This window comes from Streptomyces sp. NPDC005791 (assembly GCF_042871485.1).
Classification (GTDB): domain Bacteria; phylum Actinomycetota; class Actinomycetes; order Streptomycetales; family Streptomycetaceae; genus Streptomyces.
This window is the reverse complement of the sequence record NZ_JBIAIP010000003.1, coordinates 216,517-232,203: the sequence shown is the minus strand read 5'-3', so window position 1 is coordinate 232,203 and position 15,687 is coordinate 216,517. Positions and strand designations below refer to the sequence as shown.

Annotated in this window: 16 protein-coding genes; 10 read left to right on the top strand and 6 right to left on the bottom strand. The window is 70.8% G+C overall.

Annotated elements, in window-relative coordinates:
* Positions 1-49 precede the first annotated feature (49 nt).
* The 3 genes from ACFYSH_RS08140 (at position 50) to ACFYSH_RS08130 (ending at position 1,557) form a co-directional block, all read left to right on the top strand.
* Positions 50-583, top strand: coding sequence for a DUF309 domain-containing protein (locus tag ACFYSH_RS08140; protein ID WP_388751428.1), 534 nt, complete (start codon positions 50-52; stop codon positions 581-583).
* A 105-nt stretch (positions 584-688) separates the two neighbouring features.
* Positions 689-1,111, top strand: coding sequence for a DUF350 domain-containing protein (locus ACFYSH_RS08135; RefSeq protein ID WP_359465147.1), 423 nt, complete (start codon positions 689-691; stop codon positions 1,109-1,111).
* Between the two features lie 83 nt (positions 1,112-1,194).
* A complete protein-coding gene (locus ACFYSH_RS08130; RefSeq protein WP_359465145.1) occupies positions 1,195-1,557 on the top strand; it encodes a hypothetical protein in 363 nt (120 codons plus the stop codon).
* A gap of 49 nt (positions 1,558-1,606) precedes the next feature.
* Here ACFYSH_RS08130 and ACFYSH_RS08125 read toward each other — a convergent pair whose 3' ends face one another.
* Entirely contained in the window at positions 1,607-2,374 is a 768-nt protein-coding gene (locus tag ACFYSH_RS08125; RefSeq protein WP_388751426.1) for a sulfite exporter TauE/SafE family protein, read from the bottom strand.
* A gap of 148 nt (positions 2,375-2,522) precedes the next feature.
* Between ACFYSH_RS08125 and ACFYSH_RS08120 the strand changes: the two genes are divergently transcribed.
* The 6 genes from ACFYSH_RS08120 (at position 2,523) to ACFYSH_RS08095 (ending at position 9,986) form a co-directional block, all read left to right on the top strand.
* Positions 2,523-3,644: a substrate-binding domain-containing protein gene (locus ACFYSH_RS08120; RefSeq protein WP_388751424.1), complete on the top strand. Its 1,122-nt coding sequence runs from the start codon at positions 2,523-2,525 to the stop codon at positions 3,642-3,644.
* A 102-nt stretch (positions 3,645-3,746) separates the two neighbouring features.
* Positions 3,747-5,114, top strand: coding sequence for an ABC transporter substrate-binding protein (locus ACFYSH_RS08115; RefSeq protein WP_388751422.1), 1,368 nt, complete (start codon positions 3,747-3,749; stop codon positions 5,112-5,114).
* A gap of 46 nt (positions 5,115-5,160) precedes the next feature.
* Positions 5,161-6,162: a carbohydrate ABC transporter permease gene (locus tag ACFYSH_RS08110; RefSeq protein WP_388751420.1), complete on the top strand. Its 1,002-nt coding sequence runs from the start codon at positions 5,161-5,163 to the stop codon at positions 6,160-6,162.
* A complete protein-coding gene (locus ACFYSH_RS08105; protein WP_388751418.1) occupies positions 6,159-7,034 on the top strand; it encodes a carbohydrate ABC transporter permease in 876 nt (291 codons plus the stop codon). Before ACFYSH_RS08110 ends, ACFYSH_RS08105 begins: the two co-directional genes overlap by 4 nt.
* Before the next feature lie 34 nt (positions 7,035-7,068).
* Positions 7,069-8,097 carry a hydroxyacid dehydrogenase gene (locus tag ACFYSH_RS08100; protein ID WP_388751416.1) on the top strand — a complete coding sequence of 343 codons (1,029 nt, stop codon included), beginning with the start codon at positions 7,069-7,071 and terminating at the stop codon, positions 8,095-8,097.
* Positions 8,094-9,986 carry a DUF2264 domain-containing protein gene (locus tag ACFYSH_RS08095; RefSeq protein WP_388751414.1) on the top strand — a complete coding sequence of 631 codons (1,893 nt, stop codon included), beginning with the start codon at positions 8,094-8,096 and terminating at the stop codon, positions 9,984-9,986. The genes ACFYSH_RS08100 and ACFYSH_RS08095 overlap by 4 nt, the downstream gene beginning before the upstream one ends.
* 61 nt (positions 9,987-10,047) lie before the next feature.
* Here ACFYSH_RS08095 and ACFYSH_RS08090 read toward each other — a convergent pair whose 3' ends face one another.
* The 5 genes from ACFYSH_RS08090 to ACFYSH_RS08070 form a co-directional block, all read right to left on the bottom strand.
* A complete protein-coding gene (locus ACFYSH_RS08090; protein WP_359465135.1) occupies positions 10,048-10,683 on the bottom strand; it encodes an LUD domain-containing protein in 636 nt (211 codons plus the stop codon).
* Positions 10,680-12,230, bottom strand: a complete 1,551-nt coding sequence (locus ACFYSH_RS08085) for a lactate utilization protein B (RefSeq protein ID WP_388751413.1) — start codon at positions 12,228-12,230, stop codon at positions 10,680-10,682. Before ACFYSH_RS08085 ends, ACFYSH_RS08090 begins: the two co-directional genes overlap by 4 nt.
* Positions 12,227-12,994 carry a (Fe-S)-binding protein gene (locus tag ACFYSH_RS08080; RefSeq protein ID WP_359465131.1) on the bottom strand — a complete coding sequence of 256 codons (768 nt, stop codon included), beginning with the start codon at positions 12,992-12,994 and terminating at the stop codon, positions 12,227-12,229. Before ACFYSH_RS08080 ends, ACFYSH_RS08085 begins: the two co-directional genes overlap by 4 nt.
* A gap of 346 nt (positions 12,995-13,340) precedes the next feature.
* On the bottom strand, positions 13,341-14,093 hold the full coding sequence (locus tag ACFYSH_RS08075) for a FadR/GntR family transcriptional regulator (RefSeq protein WP_388751411.1): 753 nt from the start codon (positions 14,091-14,093) through the stop codon (positions 13,341-13,343).
* 127 nt (positions 14,094-14,220) lie between these two features.
* Positions 14,221-14,496: a hypothetical protein gene (locus tag ACFYSH_RS08070; RefSeq protein ID WP_359465124.1), complete on the bottom strand. Its 276-nt coding sequence runs from the start codon at positions 14,494-14,496 to the stop codon at positions 14,221-14,223.
* Between the two features lie 236 nt (positions 14,497-14,732).
* Between ACFYSH_RS08070 and ACFYSH_RS08065 the strand changes: the two genes are divergently transcribed.
* Positions 14,733-15,686, top strand: a complete 954-nt coding sequence (locus ACFYSH_RS08065) for a histidine kinase (protein ID WP_359465121.1) — start codon at positions 14,733-14,735, stop codon at positions 15,684-15,686.
* The last annotated feature ends 1 nt before the right edge of the window (position 15,687 follow it).

Sequence of the window (15,687 nt, the reverse complement as noted above, 5' to 3'; positions counted from 1 at the left end):
AAGGACAGGGTTCCCGTGGTCATCCGCAGGTGCCGGGCACAATCGGGGGGTGGACGAATCTCGCAGGGACCGCGACGAGGAAGGGCGGGCGCGCAATGCGCGCCCCCGGGACGGGCTGGGGCGCCCCCTGCCGTACGGGACTCCGGGAGTGGAGCGGCAGCCCGAAGGGGTGGTCCGCTCCCCCGGTGAGACGGTGCGCGAGGCCCAGCGGCTGTTGGACGCCGGCATGCCGTTCCACGCTCATGAGGTGTTCGAGGACGCCTGGAAGTCGGGGCCGGACGCGGAGCGCGAGCTGTGGCGAGGCCTGGCGCAGATGGCGGTGGGGCTCACCCATGCCGCACGGGGCAACACGGCGGGCGGCGCGCGGCTGTTGCGGCGGGGCGCCGCCGCCGTCGAGGCGTTCCGGGCGTCGGGTCCGCACGGGATCGCGGTGGACGGCCTGATCGTCTGGGCAACGGAGTTGGCCGGTCGCGTGGAGCATGCGGCGCAGGGGGGAGCGGGGGGCGGGCCTGAAGGTTCCGGGCCCGTGGACGCCGCGGCGGAGGCCCCGCGGCTGCAGGGAGGGGACCAGCCCGGAAAGTAGGCACGTACGTGCGATAGGTTTTGCTCCTTCCTGACGGCGTGTTGGTCGCGTCCGTCATGCTCACGTTCCATTCTTCGACAACTCGCTCAGGAGACGGACGCCCCGATGACCGACATCATCAACGGCCTCGGCCGTGCCACCGCATACGGGGCCCTCGGCGTCGTACTGCTCGTTCTCGGCATATTCCTCATCGACGCACTGACACCGGGCAAGCTCGGCCGTCAGATATGGGAGGAGCGCAATCGCAACGCCGCGCTGGTCCTGAGCTCGGCGCTGCTGGGCATCGGTGGCATCGTGTTCACGTCGATCTGGACCACCTACGAGGACTTCGGCAAGGGACTCGCCTCGACGGCGGCGTTCGGGCTGCTCGGCCTGATCATGATGGCCGTGGCCTTCCTCGTCGTGGACCTGGTCACGCCCGGCAAGCTGGGGGCCACGCTGGTGGAGCGGGAGCCGCACCCGGCGGTGTGGGTGACCGCCTCGTGCAACCTGGCGGTGTCCGCCATCGTGTCGGCGTCGATCGCCTGATCGCTGATGGCCGACGGCCGATGGCCTGGGCGATCCCACGGTCCGGCGAACAACGCGCCGCGCAGCCATTACGATCCGGCGTCATGAGCACTTCAGACCAGGACCAGGACCAGGAGCAGCACCAGGAGCGGGACCGGGAGCCGGATGATGCCGGCTCCACGGCGATATCCGGGCCCCCCGCGCAGGAGCGGAGACTCACGCCACGTCAGGCACGGCGGTTGCGGATCGCCCTCTCCTCGGTGGGCATGGTGGCGATGGCTGCCGTCCTGGCCCTGCGGATCGCGAGCCGTTCGTCGGTCCTGGTCGTCGGGGTCTACGGGCTCGCGCTCATCCTGTGCGGCGTGGTGATCGAGCTCAGCAGGAACGGCCGCACCCGGCTCGGCAGCTGGCTGCTGGGCGCCGGGCTGGTGGCGGCCGTCGGCGCGGACTGGCTGCTCATCCCCTGAGCCGGTCCCGCCGGCCCGTCGCGCACCGTGCGTACCGCACGGACGGCCCTCAGAGCAGCAGCAGTTGGAGGCCGCCCAGGACGGTGGCCCCGATCACGATCCGGTCGAAGAGCTTCTGGTTGATCCGGCCGACGCAGGCGCGGCCCAGCCAAGCACCCGGGATGACGAACAGCACCAGAGCGGCGTCCAGCAGCAGTGACTGCGCGTCGATGAGGCCGAGCCCCACGCTGAAGGGCACCTTGGAGGTGTTGACGATCAGGAAGAACCAGGCCGACGTCCCGAGGAAGCCCAGCTTGCGGAAGCCCGCGGACAGCAGGTAGAGCGACATCACGGGGCCGCCCGCGTTGGCGACCATGGTGGTGAATCCGCCGAGCACCCCGTACGAACGGGCCTTCAGTCGCCCGCCGCGGGAGGGCCCGTCCGCGTCCTTCCCTGCCGGAGCCGGCTGGGGCCGTTCCCGCCGGCGCCAGAGGGTGACGCCGGCCATGAAGAGCAGGATCGCTCCGATCGAGGTGCGTACGGCGTCGTCGCCGGCCCACATCATGAAGACGGTGCCCCCCGCCACGCCCACGGCGACGGCGGGGAAGAGACGCAGCAGGGTCGGCCAGTGCGCGTGGCGGCGGTAGATCAGCACGGCGAGGATGTCGCCCGCGATCAGGATCGGGAGCAGCACACCGGTCGATTCGCGGGCCGGGAGGACCGCCGCGAAGACCGCGAGGCTGATCGTATTGGCACCGCTGACCGCCGTCTTGGAGAAGCCGACGAGCGTGGATGCCGCCGCGAGCGCGGCCAGTTGCCAGAGGGTGATGGTGTCCATTCCGATTCAGATGGTAGACACATCTTCCCTTCGGCGGTTCGTCGTTCCGCCCGGTGCCCCCTCTGACGTGCGGGTCCCTCGCTATGCTGCGATCGCTCATGAAAGCGTTCAAACGAACATCGAACCAGCGGTAGGCAAGGGGGCCAGCATGCGGGAGCCGGTTGAGCTGAGGCGGAAGCGCATCCTCGCGGTGGTGCACGCGCGTGGCGCCGTCAAGGTGAGCGCGCTCGCTTCCGAGCTGGACGTCTCGGCGGTCACGCTCCGGCGGGACGTGGAGGAGCTGGCCAGGACGGGGATGCTGCGGCGCGGGCACGGGGTGGTCCGCCCGGCGGGGGACGTCGGACCGCCGCAGAGCGTTCCGGCCGCGCGGAACGGGGAGCCGGCCGGGGACGGAGCCGCGATCGCCCTGGTCGTCCCGGAGAGGCATTCCTATCTCTACGAGACCCTGCACGGCGCCAGGACGGCCCTGGAGGAGGCTGGGGCCCGGATCGCCCTGCACATCGCCCCGCAGGCGGCCGGGGCCGAACGGCCTCAGGTGGAGCGGGCCCTGGCCGCGGGTGTGCGCGGCCTGCTGATCGCCCCGCGGTGGCGCGCCGTCGCCGGCGAGGAGGCCGACTACGGCTGGCTCGCCGAGGTGGGGGTGCCGACGGTCCTGATGGAGCGGCGACCGCGGCCCGGAAGTGCGCTGCACGCCCTGGACTCGGTGTGTTCCGACCACTGGTACGGGATCCACCTGGCCGTGGATCACCTGATCTCGCTCGGCCACCGCCGGCTCGTGCTGGCCGCGAGGAACGACAGCCCGACGGCGCGTTCCATCCGGGCCGCGTTCGCCGAGATCGCCGCCGCCCGGCCCGAGGTGGAGGACTGGGCCGTGGTGCTCAGCTCTCCGAACGCGGGCCCGGGGGAGCCCGGGACGCAGGAGGCGGTCCCGGATCTCCCGGCACTGGTGCGGGAGCGGGGTATGACCGGCGCCGTCATGCACGGCGACGAGGACGCCCTGATGCTGGTCCAGCGGCTGACGGAGAGCGGAATCCGGGTGCCGCGGGACTGCTCCGTGGTGGCGTACGACGATGTCGTCGCCGCGCTGGGCAGCACCGCCCTCACCGCGGTCGCCCCGCCGAGAGCGGAGATCGGACGGGCTGCGGCCGAACTCCTGCTGCACCGGCTGGACCGCCCGGCCGGCACGACCGGACCGGTGCGTCGGGTGGAGCTGCTGCCCGCCCTGGCGGTGCGCGGATCGACCACGGTGTCGCGCCACCCGGAATGCTGATCGTTTGAACACTTCAATCTTCTTTTGATCGATCTATTGACCGCTATCGATCAGCCGATCAGTATTCCCCGTGCATCGCATCAGGAGCCGCGGGAGGCGCACATGCATGGTCGACAGAGCCGTCGATCCGTGCTCGCCACGATCGCCGCGCTGCCTCTGACGGGCGCGCTCAGCGCCTGCGCAGGCGGCGGCGGAGACACACGATCGGGCGGTACGAGCAGTACCGGCAGGACAGTGAGCAGCAGGACCGGCAGGAAGAGGCGGATCACCTTCTGGTCCGCCCTGCGGGGCAGTCAGGAGGTCGTGGACGCGTTCAACAGCGGACACGACACCATCCAGGTCGACTTCCAGCAGATTCCCTCGGGCGGCCAGGGCGGTTACGCCAAGCTGAGCAACGCCGCCCGGGCCGGCAACGCACCGGACGTCGCCACCATCGAGTACCCCCAGGTGCCCGGTTTCGCCATCGACGGGGTCTGCCGTGATCTGACCGACCTGGTCAGCGACGGCCTGCGGGCCAAGCTGCTGCCGCAGGCCCTGGGGCTGACCACCTTCGAGAAGCGGGTGTTCAGCGTCCCGCTCGACATAGAACCGATGGTGATGCACTACCGCACCGACCTCTTCGAGCAGTACGGACTGACCGTCCCGCGCACCTGGGAGGAGTTCGAGGCGGCGGCGCGGACCGTGCGCCGCAAGGGGCACGAGCGCCGGGTGGCGCTCTTCCCCACGGACGGCGACACCCATTTCGCCGCGTGGTCGTGGCAGGCGGGCGCCCAGTGGTTCGGCACGTCGGGGGGCGCCTGGAACCTCTCGCTCGCCGACGCTCCGACCCGTCGCGTGGCCGCGTACTGGCAGCGTCTGACGGACCAGGACCTGGTCTTCATGAACGCCACGGAGAGCCGGCAGAGCGACGCCCAGATCGCCAACGGGGCGGTCCTCGCCCGCCTCAGCGGTGCCTGGGACGCCGGCGCGCAGATGAAGGCCCGCCCCGGCCAGAAGAACCGGTGGGCGATCGCCCCGCTCCCCCAGTGGGACCCGGCCGACCCCGGTGTCGGTACCCACGGTGGTTCGACGTTCGCGGTCACCAAGGACAGCGCGGCCCCGGAAGCCGCGATGGAGTTCATCGAGTGGCAGGTCTCGCATCCGGACGCCCTGCGCGCCCGGCTCTCCAGCGGGGCCAGCAGCCAGTACCCTGCCGCCCCGGGGCTGGTCGACGTGGGCCGCGAGGCCTTCGACCGTTCCTACTACGGCGGCCAGGACATCTACACCCTCTTCGAGCAGGAGGCCCTCAAGATCCGCGCGGGCTGGACCTGGGGCCCCCGGATGACGGCCACCGGCAGGCTCATGAAGGACGGATTCGCTCGGGCGAGCGGAGGCCAGGGCGACATCATCGGAGCGGTCCGGGCCGCCGAGGAGGGCACCATGCCGGACCTCAGGGCACTCGGCCTGTCCACCACCAGGCACTCCACCTGACTCCCCGACCGCGACCCACCGTCCAGCTGAGAGGCAGGTGACCCCCGTGACCAGCGCCACCCCGGTTTCCGTCCCCGCGGAAACCGCCGCACGCCCGGCACCGCGGCGCCAGGCCGGTCCCGCACCGGCGCCCGCCACCCGCGGATCCGCCCGTCGTCGTGAACTGGGCGCCTGCGGCGCCCTGATGACGCCGTTCTTCGTCCTCATGGTGACCGTCTTCCTGATTCCGGTCGGCACCGCCGTGTACTTGAGCTTCTTCGGCGACGACCAGCCCGGGCTCGGCTTCGGCCCGGAGCGCACGGTCTTCGCCGGGCTGCGCAACTACACCGCGGTGGTGACCGACCCGACCTTCCTCGGCGGTCTGGGCATCGTCGCCCTGTACTGCCTGATCTACATCCCGCTGATGGTGGTGGGCGCCCTCGCACTCGCGCTGCTCCTGGACTCCGGCGTGGTGCGGCTCCGCGGAACGGCCCAGCTCGCCCTGTTCCTGCCGCACGCGGTGCCCGGCATCATCGCCGCACTGATCTGGCTGTATCTGTACACCCCCGGGATCAGTCCGGTCGTCGAGGTGCTCGGCAAGGCCGACATCACCATCGATTTCCTGGGCGTGCACACCGTGCTGCCCTCCATCGTGAACATCGCGCTGTGGAGCAACCTCGGTTACAACATGGTCGTGTTCTACGCGGCCCTGCAGGCGGTCCCCCGCGAGGTGATCGAGGCCTCGGTCGTCGACGGTGCCGGCCCGGTCCGCACCGCGCTCCAGGTCAAGGCACCCCTGGTCCGCTCCTCGATCGTGATGGTGGCGATGTTCACGCTGATCTTCGCGCTCCAGCTCTTCACCGAACCGATGCTGCTCAGCCAGTCCACCCCGATGATCAACTCGCGCTTCTCGCCCAGCATGTACGTCTACGACGCGGCCTTCACCCGGAACAACTACGGCCTGGCGGCCGCGGCCTCGGTCGTCCTGCTCCTCTGCACGGTCGCCCTCTCCTACGGCGTCACCCGCTGGACCAATCGCGCCGACGCCACCGAGGAGGGCACCCGATGAGCGCGTCCACCGCATCCCGAACGGCCTCGCCGCTACGGCCCCGTCTCCTGGGGCGCTCGGTCGTCAACCTCGTGGTCGGCATCTCGGTGCTGTACACCCTGCTGCCGGTGCTGTGGCTGGTCCTGGCCTCCACCAAGAACCGGGACGCCCTCTTCAGCAGCAACGTCCTGTCGCTGACCGACTTCTCCTTCGTCCAGAACCTGACGGACCTGTTCGCCATGGACGGCGGGCTGTACGGCCGCTGGTACGGCAACAGCCTGCTGTACGCGGTGCTCGGCGCTGCCCTCGGCGCGCTGATCAGCATCGCGTGCGGTTACGCCTTCGACAAGTACCGCTTCGCCCACAAGGAGAAGCTGTTCGGCCTGGTACTGGCCGCCGTCATGGTGCCGCAGACCGTACTGGCCCTGCCGCTCTACCTGATGGCCTCCGGCACCGGTCTCGTGAACACCTTCTGGGCCGTCTTCATCCCCGTCCTGTTCAATCCGTTCGGGGTCTATCTCGGCCGGATCTTCAGCCAGGGCTACGTGCCCGACGAGGTGCTCGAGGCCGCGCGGATGGACGGCGCGGGCGAAATGGCCGCCTACTTCCGGGTGGCGCTCCGCATGCTGGGGCCGGGCCTGGTCACCATCTTCCTCTTCCAGCTCACGGCCATCTGGAACAACTTCTTCCTGCCCATGGTGATGCTGTCCGACCAGGACCTGTATCCGGTCAGCCTCGGCCTGTACTCCTGGAACAGCGCCGCGTCCGTGTCGCCCGAGTACTACCCCGTCGTCATCATGGGCTCGCTGCTCGCGGTGGTGCCCCTCATCCTCGCCTTCGCCCTGCTCCAGCGCTTCTGGCGGTCGGGGCTGACGGCGGGCGCCGTCAAGTAGCCGTCAGTCCGCCGGACCACCGACCAGGAGAACCATGCCCAGCACTCCCCCCGCACACCGCCGGCCGCGCGCCGCACTCGCCATGGGGGCGGACGCCGCAGCCGCGGTGCTCTCCCCCGGCTCCCTGGCGGCGCTGGCCGAGGTGTGCACCCTCGCACCGGGGCCCGCGATCGACGACTTCACTACCGAGGCGGCCCGGACCGTCCTCGCGGACACGGAGGTCCTGATCACCGGCTGGGGCTGCCCGCCGCTGCACACCGGTGTCCTGGCCGCCGCACCCGCGCTGCGGGCCATCGTGCACACGGCGGGCACGGTGCGCGTCCATGTCACCGACGCCTGCTGGGACAGGGGCATCGAGGTGTCGTCCGCCGCGGCGGCCAACGCCCTGCCCGTCGCGGAGTACACCGTCGCGATGATCCTTCTGTCCGGTAAACGGGTCCTGGAGCGGGCCCGCGATTTCCGGGCCTCCCGTAGGCGCGACGCCTGGCTCGCCACACCGGACGACGTCGGCAACTACCGCCGCACGGTGGGCATCCTGTCCGCCTCCCTGATCGGTCGCCGGGTCATCGAGCTGCTGCGGCCCTACGAGCTGCGGGTGCTGCTCCACGATCCGTACGTCACGGACGAGGAGGCCGCCGGTCTCGGCGCCCGCCCCGTCACCCTGGCCGGGCTCTTCGCGGAGAGCGACGTGGTCAGTGTCCACACACCGCTCCTGCCCGCGACAACGGGTCTCGTCAGCCGCGGACTCCTCGCCTCGATGCGGCCCGACTCCGTCCTCATCAACACCGCCAGGGGCGCGGTCGTCGACCAGGACGCCCTCACGGACATACTGCGGGCGGACCGGATCCGCGCGGTCCTCGACGTCACCGACCCCGACCCGCTGCCGGCCGGCCATCCGTTGTGGGACTGCGACAACGCGCTCATCACCCCCCATCTCGCGGGATCCCAGGGCAACGAACTGCGCCGGCTGGCCGACCTGGCGGTCGGCGAGGTCGCCCGCTGGGCCGCCGGCGACGGCTTCGCCCATCCCGTACGACGCGAAAGGCTGGCCTTCCTCGCATGACCTCCACTCCTTTTCGACTCCCCTCCGAAGACCGTGTGTCCAGCCCGTACACCGGCTACACCCGGGCCCATTGGGAAGCGGCGGCGGACGGACTGCTGGGCGCCGCCTGGAAGTGGGCGACCCCCGGCCGGGCCCTTCTCGACCTGCCGGGCCGCCCCTCCCGCTCCGGGGTCCGGTCCGACGGGCTGGAGGGTTATGCCCGTACGTTCCTCACCGCCGCCTTCCGGGTCGCCGGCGCCGAGGGCGAGGACCCGCACAACTGGCTTGAGCGGTACGCCGACGGACTCACCGCCGGTACGCGCACGGCAGGGCGGGACGACGCCGAGTCCTGGCCGCTGATCCTGGACCACACCGTGTTCGGCCAGCCCATGGTGGAGTCGGCGTCCGTCGCGATCGGGCTGCGGCTGACCCGCCCTTGGCTGTGGGACCGGCTGGGCGCGGAGACGCAGGACCGCGCCGAGGAGTGGCTGCGCGGCGCCCTGCGGCACTCCCCCGCGCCCAACAACTGGTACCTCTTCCCGTTCTCCGTCGCCGGATTCCTGGAGTCGGTGGGCCGGGGGGACGGGGAGACGGCCCGGGCCCGGCAGCGGGCGCTGGACCTGATGGAGGTCTGGTACCGCGGCGACGGCTGGTACGCCGACGGGGACGGGCGCGCCTTCGACCACTACAACGGGTGGGCGCTGCACCTGTATCCCGTCCTCGACGCGTACCTGTCGGGCGACGCGGAGCTGTCCGCACACTACGGCGCACGGCTGAGCGAGCATCTCGAGAGCTTTTCGCTGATGTTCGGCGCGGACGGTTCTCCGCTGCACTTCGGACGCTCCCTCACCTACCGCTTCGCCGCCGGCGCGGCGGTCGGGATGGGCGCTGTGTCCGGCCACACCCCCCTGGCACCGGGCGTCTCGCGGCGGCTGATCAGCGGATCGCTGCGGTACTTCCTGGAGCGCGGGGCGGCCGGGGACGACGGTCTGCTGAGTCTGGGCTGGCACGGTCCGCACGACGCGACGCTCCAGGTGTACTCCGGTCCGTCGTCGCCGTACTGGGCGTCGAAGGCCTTCGTGGCCCTGCTCGCCCCGCCGGAACACCCCCTGTGGACGGCTGACGAGGAGGCCGCACCGAGCGAGGTCCGGGACCGGGTGCTGTCGCTGCCGTCGCCCGGGCTGCTGGTGCAGTCGACGCGGGCCGACGGCATCGTACGGTTGCACAATCACGGCAGCGACCATGTCCGGCCGCACGAGGGCGAGACGGCGGATCTGTCGGACCCGCTCTACGCCCGCCTCGCGTACTCCACCGCCACCGGTCCCACGGCGTCCGCGAACACCGCGGACAATCACCTCTCGCTACGGATCAAGGGGTCCCGGAGCAGCCGGGTCCGTATCCACCCCGTGGGCGCGGGTCATGGGGACGGCTGGGGCTGGGCCGCCTCCTGGCACTGCCCGGTCTTTCCGGACGGCCCGCCGACCTGGCCGGGCCTTCGGGTGGAGAGTGTGACCGTCGTGCGAGGACGGTACGAACTACGGGTGCACCGCGTCCTGGGCGCACCCGCCGGGTCGCTGGCCGAGCAGACGGGCTGGGCGACGGACCCCGGGGGCACCGTGCGATCCGCGCTGTGCGGGCTGCACGGCTGGGCGGAACCCGAGGACGTACGGGCCCCCCAGGGCACGGCGTTCACGCGCTGGGCGGTGCTGCCCCGGCTGGCCGCGGACGTGGAGGGCACCGACGTACTGGTGGCCCTGGCATCGCTCACCGCTGAGCCGGACGCCGGCCCTCTCGCCTTGGCGGTGAGCGGGGTGGACGTGAACGGGGAGACGGTCTCGGTGCGTTGGGCGGACGACGGTACGACGACCCGTGTCGGCTTCGCGCCGCTGGAGGTCACCCACAACCCCTGATCCCCTGATCTCCGGACCCCCGGATCTCCGGTCGGACACCGACGCCCGCCGCCGCGTGTGGTCAGGCGTCGGTGCGGATCACCACGGCGAGGGTGCGGGGGCCGTGGACGCCCTCCACCCGCTCCAGTTCGATGTCGGACGTGGCCGAGGGGCCGCTGATCAGGGTCGTCGGCCTCTCCGGTACCAGGCGGGCCACCGCCTCCGGGACGCCTGCCACGACGGAGGACAGGTCGACCACGCAGACATGGAGGTCGGGGACGAGGGACAGGGCGCGCCGGCCCTGGTCGGGTGATCCGTCAAGGAAGATCGTGCCGGTCTCCGCGCAGCTGACGGTCGAGGCCGTCACCACCCCGTCCAGTGCGTCGAGGCTCGGGGCGGGGATGTCCGCCGAGTCCCGCTGGATCTCGCCGTCGTATGCGGTCAGCCACTGCTCGTCCAGGCCGTCGGGAACGCCGATCCGACGGGCGCCGTGCTCGCGCAGGATCGCGGCGATCGCTTCGGCCGTACGGTCACCGGTGCAGGCGTGGACCTGCGCCTTGTAGTCGACGAGCCGGTCGGTCAGCAGCTCCAGGCGTTCGTCGTCCGGGAGGGTGCGGCCGGTGCGGTACTCGCGGGGGACCTCGGCGCCGGGGGTGGACGCGATGGCCAGGGCGTCCCTGATGCGGCCGAGCACCGTCTCGCGCGCGGTGGTCGTCACTGTTCCTCCTGGTGGTCTTCGGCGCGCCGGGCGGCGCCCTCCTTCGAGGCTTCCCGCATGGTGGCCCTGCCCTCGGCGGAGGCCAGCCAGGAACGGAATGACTGCTGGGGCGGGGCGGCGGTGTCGCGGCTGTCGCTCCAGCCGTCGAGCGGGGCGGGCAGGTGGGAGATGGTGCGGTCGCGTCCGCCGACGCCGAGGGAGCGGCTGAGGGAGGCGGCCTTCTGCGCGGCCGTGTACATCCTGGGCGACTTCATCACGGTGGCGGCGGCCTTCATGGCCAGCTTCTCCGCGGTGGTTCCGGCCTGTTCGGTGTTCTGATGGCGCAGTTCGACCAGGAGCGACGGGATGTCGATCTTGACGGGGCAGGCGTCGAAGCAGGCACCGCAGAGGCTGGACGCGTACGGCAGCGAGCTGTTGGGGTCGTCCTTCGCCGCGTGCATTCCGGCGAGCTGCGGGGTGAGGACCGCGCCGATCGGGCCGGGGTACGTCGATCCGTACGCGTGCCCGCCGGCCCGTTCGTACACCGGGCAGACGTTGAGACAGGCCGAGCAACGGATGCAGTTGAGGGCCTCGCGACCGACCTCGTCGGCGAGGGCGGCGGTGCGTCCGTTGTCGAGGAGGACGAGGTGGAAATCCTGCGGCCCGTCACCGGGGGTCACACCGGTCCACATCGAGGTGTAGGGGTTCATCCTCTCGCCGGTGGAGGAGCGGGGCAGCAGCTGGAAGAAGACCTCCAGGTCCTGGTAGCGCGGCAGGACCTTCTCGATGCCCATGACGGTGATGAGGGTGTCGGGCAGGGTCAGGCACATCCGGCCGTTGCCCTCGGACTCGACGACGGAGAGGGTCCCGGTCTCGGCGATACCGAAGTTCGCGCCGGAGACGGCCACCTTGGTGGTCATGAACTTCTCGCGCAGGTAGGTGCGGGCAGCGGCCGCGAGGTGCGCGGGTACGTTGTCGAGATCCGGGTCGACGCCGGGGATCTCGTCGAGGAAGATCTGCCGGATCTCGTCGCGGTTGCGATGGATCGCGGGCACCAGGATGTGCGAGGGCTTGTCGCCTGCGAGCTGCACGATGAGCTCGGCCAGGTCGGTCTCATGGGGCGTGATGCCCTCGGCTTCGAGATGTTCGTTGAGGCCGATCTCCTGGGTGGCCATCGACTTGACCTTGATGACGTCCCTGCTGCCGGTCGCCTTGACCAGCCGGGTGACGATCTCGTTGGCTTCGACGCCGTCGCGCGCCCAGTGGACGGTGCCGCCGTGCTCGGTGACCTTCGCCTCCAGCTGTTCCAGCAGCTCGGGCAGCCGGTTCATGGTGTCGGTCTTGATGGCCGATCCAGCGTCGCGCAGCTGTTCCCAGTCCGGGAGTTCACCGGTGACGTTGATGCGCTTGGCACGGATGGTACGGGTTGCCCGGCCGAGGTTGCGGCGCAGCTGCTCGTTGCGCAGCTCGTCGTGCGCGGCCTTGGGGAACTCGCGTTCCCCCCGCAGATTGCCGGTCCCGTACGGGGAGCGGGGCGGGGTGGCGGGCATGCCGAGGAACGTGCTCATCGGGCGGCCTCCATGAGGGCGTACGGCGCGGTGCGGGTGGATCCGAGGATCTGGGCGAGATGCAGGGTGCGCGTACCGGACTTGATCCGGGAGAGCCCACCGCCGATGTGCATCAGACAGGAGGAATCCCCGGCGGTGCACACCGCGGCGTCGGTCGACATGACGTGACGCATCTTGTCCTGGAGCATCGCGGTGGAGGTCTCGGCGTTCTTCACGGCGAAGGTGCCACCGAATCCGCAGCAGGAGTCCGCCTCGGGCAGTTCGACGAGGTCGATCCCGTCGACCTCGCGCAGCAGTCGCAGCGGCTTGTCACCGACCCGCAGCATCCGCAGGGAGTGACAGGTGGGGTGGTAGGTGACACGGTGCGGAAAATACGCGCCGACCTGGGTGACTGCGAGGACGTCGACGAGCAGCTCGGAGAGCTCGTACGTCTTGGCCTTCACCGTGGCCACTGCGGCGCGCAGTGCGGCGTCCCCGTACCGCTCGGCGACGATCTCGTGCTGATGACGGACCGATCCTGCGCAGGATCCGGACGGCATCACGACCGCGTCGATCGAGTCGTCCCCGAACTGCTCGGCGAAGGTGCGCACCAGCGGGACGGGTTCACGCTGGTAGCCGGTGTTGACGTGCATCTGACCGCAGCAGGTCTGGTCCGGCGGGAAGATCACGTCGTGGCCCAGGCGGGCGAGCAGCACCGCGGTGGATTTCACCGCCTCCGGAAAGAGCGTGTCTCCCAGGCAGGTGGCGAAGAGTCCGATACGCATGGGGCCTCCCCGATCGCAAGTTATGGTCGGACCATACTAGCCTCAGTCCACTTCGGGAAGCCCTGCACGTCCATTCAGCGTTGCACGCGAAGTCGAGCCGCAAGCGCTTTCTCCACCGTCTCCACGAGACTGCCCACAGGCGGGCCCCGACCGGACCGCCCGGATCGGACCCGCCTCCGCCGGTCGCCGCGAACACGCCGTGCCTACTGGTCCACCTGCAGTCCACGTCGGCGCTCTCCCGGGTGCCGCCGCAGGCGCCCCTCGCAGCCGCAACGGTGAGGGGCCGGTGCGCGGCCGGTTTCCCGGGTCCGCACACCGGCCCCTCACTGCTGTCGCCGTGCCGCCGCTACGCGGTACCGCCGTCCTCGGCACCGGTCCGGTCCTCGACGACCAGCGTGCCGTGGAAGCCACGGATGTGGAGCTCGGCCAGATCGGCCGCCTCCTCTCCGTTCCCGGCACGCACCAGCCGCATCAACTCGAGGTGCTGGCTGTTGAGTTGCTCCCGAGTTGCCGACCAGTCGTCCACCTCGGCGAGAGCCCGCAGGATGAGGGGCCGTACGGACTCCCGCACCGCCGCGGTCAGGGTCGAGGTGAGCGCGTTGCCCGAACCGCTGGCCACCTTGACATGGAACTGGGTGTCGAGTTCGTTGAACTCCTCCGGCGCGATGTCCGGCTGCGACATCCTGTGGACCAGCACGCCCGCCTCGTCCAGGTCCTCCTCGACGGCGTGCGTCGCAGCGGCGGCGAAGCTGGAACGCTCCAGGGCCACCCGGGCCTCCATCACATCGTGCAGGCTGTAACTGCCCAGGGCGAAGTGCAGACGCAGCAGCCTCCCCAGAGCATCGTCCGGGTTGCGCACGATGCGCGCTCCCGAGTCCGGGCCCCGGCCGGGCTGCGCGACCAGCACACCGATGGTCTCCAGCACCCGCAGCGCCTCCCGCAGGGCCGAACGGCTCACCCCGAAGACCGGCGCGAGTTCCCGCTCGGGCGGAAGCCGGTCACCGGCCCTGAGCTTTCCGGTGAAGACCTGCTCCTCGATGCTCTGCAGTACGAGTTCATGGGTTCGGGACTGCCGCACGGGCTGCCACTCGACAGGCATTCGCTACTCCCCGTTCCAGCCGATACGCATGTCCCGACTATGTCACACACATCATGTGGTCGGACCAGTAAGGAAAGGGACGCGCCGGGCCGAGGATGCGGGGGACCATACGGGTAGGGGGAGCTGCTCAGCGTGCCGCCCGGTGACCGGGGCGGTGCCTGCGACGGCGGTCCGGGTCGAAGAGCTGGCCCCCCACTCCGGCCGCGACCAGTCCTGCTGCGATGAGCAGTCCGTGGCCGACTGCGATGCCGGTCATGAGCGCTCCCAGTCCCACCACCAGCCACACCCAGGCCGTGGTGGCGTTAGGCCGCCGCCGTTGCCGGCCGGCCGGCCGCAGGGCCTCCCGGCTGGGGCCCGGGCACACGCCACTCGACCGGGACCGCCACTCGTCCTGGTGCACCATGGTGTCTCCTTCCTCGAGGATCCCCCGGGGCCTCTGCGCGTCCCCGGTCCAGCCGGTGCGCCGGACTCCGATCGTCGTACGAGAGGCACACCCCGGTCCATCAGGGTCGGCACCCATCTTCGGGAGGGGACACCATGCAGGCGCGCCCCGGGCGGCGGCCCTGCGCGTGGGTCCGGGGGCGGACCCGCCATAGTGGAGACACGTCCCCCCGAGCGTACGAAGGAGGCCGTCCGGCCTTGTCCCTGTTCTGGCGCATCTTCCTGCTCAACGCCGCGGTACTCGTCGCTGCCGGGGCTCTGCTGCTGCTCGGTCCGATCACCGTGTCCGCCCCGGTGGTGCTGACCGAGGCCCTGATCCTGGCCGGTGGCATGGCACTGATGCTCGGCGCGAACGCACTGCTCCTGCGGCTGGGCCTCGCGCCACTGCAGAGGGTGACCCGGGCGATGACGACCACCGATCTGCTCAGCCCCCGGCCACGCCTCGAGGTTTCCGGTGAGGGAGAGGTCGCGGCCCTGATCGAGACGTTCAACAGCATGCTCGACCGCCTGGAGGCTGAGCGCGCCACCAGTAGCGCCCGTGCCCTCTGGGCGCAGGAGGCCGAACGCCGCCGGGTGGCACAGGAGTTGCACGACGAGGTGGGACAGACCCTGACCGCGGTTCTGCTGGAGCTGAAGCGGGTAACGGGACATGCCCCGGCCCCCCTGCGTGAGGAGCTGGCCCAGGTCCAGGAGATCACCCGGGGAAGCCTGGACGAGATCCGCCGGATCGCACGGCGGCTGCGCCCCGGGGTGCTCGAGGAGCTCGGGCTGGTCAGCGCCCTGACGGCGCTGAGCACGGAGACACCGACTCCGGCAGGGCTGACGATCAGACGGCGGATGGGGAAGGATCTGCCCCCGCTCGGTGAGGAGGCGGAGCTCGCCGTCTACCGCATCGCCCAGGAAGCGGTCACGAACACCGTCCGGCACGCCGGGGCCACCTTGCTCGAGCTCTCCCTGCTCCGCAGCCATCAGGGGGTGGAGCTGCGCATCCGTGACGACGGCCGCGGCCTCGGGGACGCTCCTGAGGGCGCGGGCCAGCGCGGCATGCGCGAACGTGCCCTGCTCATCGGCGCCACACTCACTCTCGGGACCGGCACGACGGGCGGCACGGACGTACGCCTCGATGTGCCCGTACGGAACGGAAGCACCTGAC

Bases quoted from the DNA above. Each gene is read 5' to 3' on its own strand.
- ACFYSH_RS08085 (WP_388751413.1), bottom strand. From the start codon at position 12,230: ATGAGCACGTTCCTCGGCATGCCCGCCACCCCGCCCCGCTCCCCGTAC.
- ACFYSH_RS08120 (WP_388751424.1), top strand. From the start codon at position 2,523: ATGCGGGAGCCGGTTGAGCTGAGGCGGAAGCGCATCCTCGCGGTGGTG.
- ACFYSH_RS08095 (WP_388751414.1), top strand. From the start codon at position 8,094: ATGACCTCCACTCCTTTTCGACTCCCCTCCGAAGACCGTGTGTCCAGC.
- ACFYSH_RS08115 (WP_388751422.1), top strand. From the start codon at position 3,747: ATGCATGGTCGACAGAGCCGTCGATCCGTGCTCGCCACGATCGCCGCG.
- ACFYSH_RS08125 (WP_388751426.1), bottom strand. From the start codon at position 2,374: ATGGACACCATCACCCTCTGGCAACTGGCCGCGCTCGCGGCGGCATCC.
- ACFYSH_RS08070 (WP_359465124.1), bottom strand. From the start codon at position 14,496: ATGGTGCACCAGGACGAGTGGCGGTCCCGGTCGAGTGGCGTGTGCCCG.
- ACFYSH_RS08130 (WP_359465145.1), top strand. From the start codon at position 1,195: ATGAGCACTTCAGACCAGGACCAGGACCAGGAGCAGCACCAGGAGCGG.
- ACFYSH_RS08105 (WP_388751418.1), top strand. From the start codon at position 6,159: ATGAGCGCGTCCACCGCATCCCGAACGGCCTCGCCGCTACGGCCCCGT.
- ACFYSH_RS08075 (WP_388751411.1), bottom strand. From the start codon at position 14,093: ATGCCTGTCGAGTGGCAGCCCGTGCGGCAGTCCCGAACCCATGAACTC.
- ACFYSH_RS08080 (WP_359465131.1), bottom strand. From the start codon at position 12,994: ATGCGTATCGGACTCTTCGCCACCTGCCTGGGAGACACGCTCTTTCCG.
- ACFYSH_RS08135 (WP_359465147.1), top strand. From the start codon at position 689: ATGACCGACATCATCAACGGCCTCGGCCGTGCCACCGCATACGGGGCC.
- ACFYSH_RS08100 (WP_388751416.1), top strand. From the start codon at position 7,069: ATGCCCAGCACTCCCCCCGCACACCGCCGGCCGCGCGCCGCACTCGCC.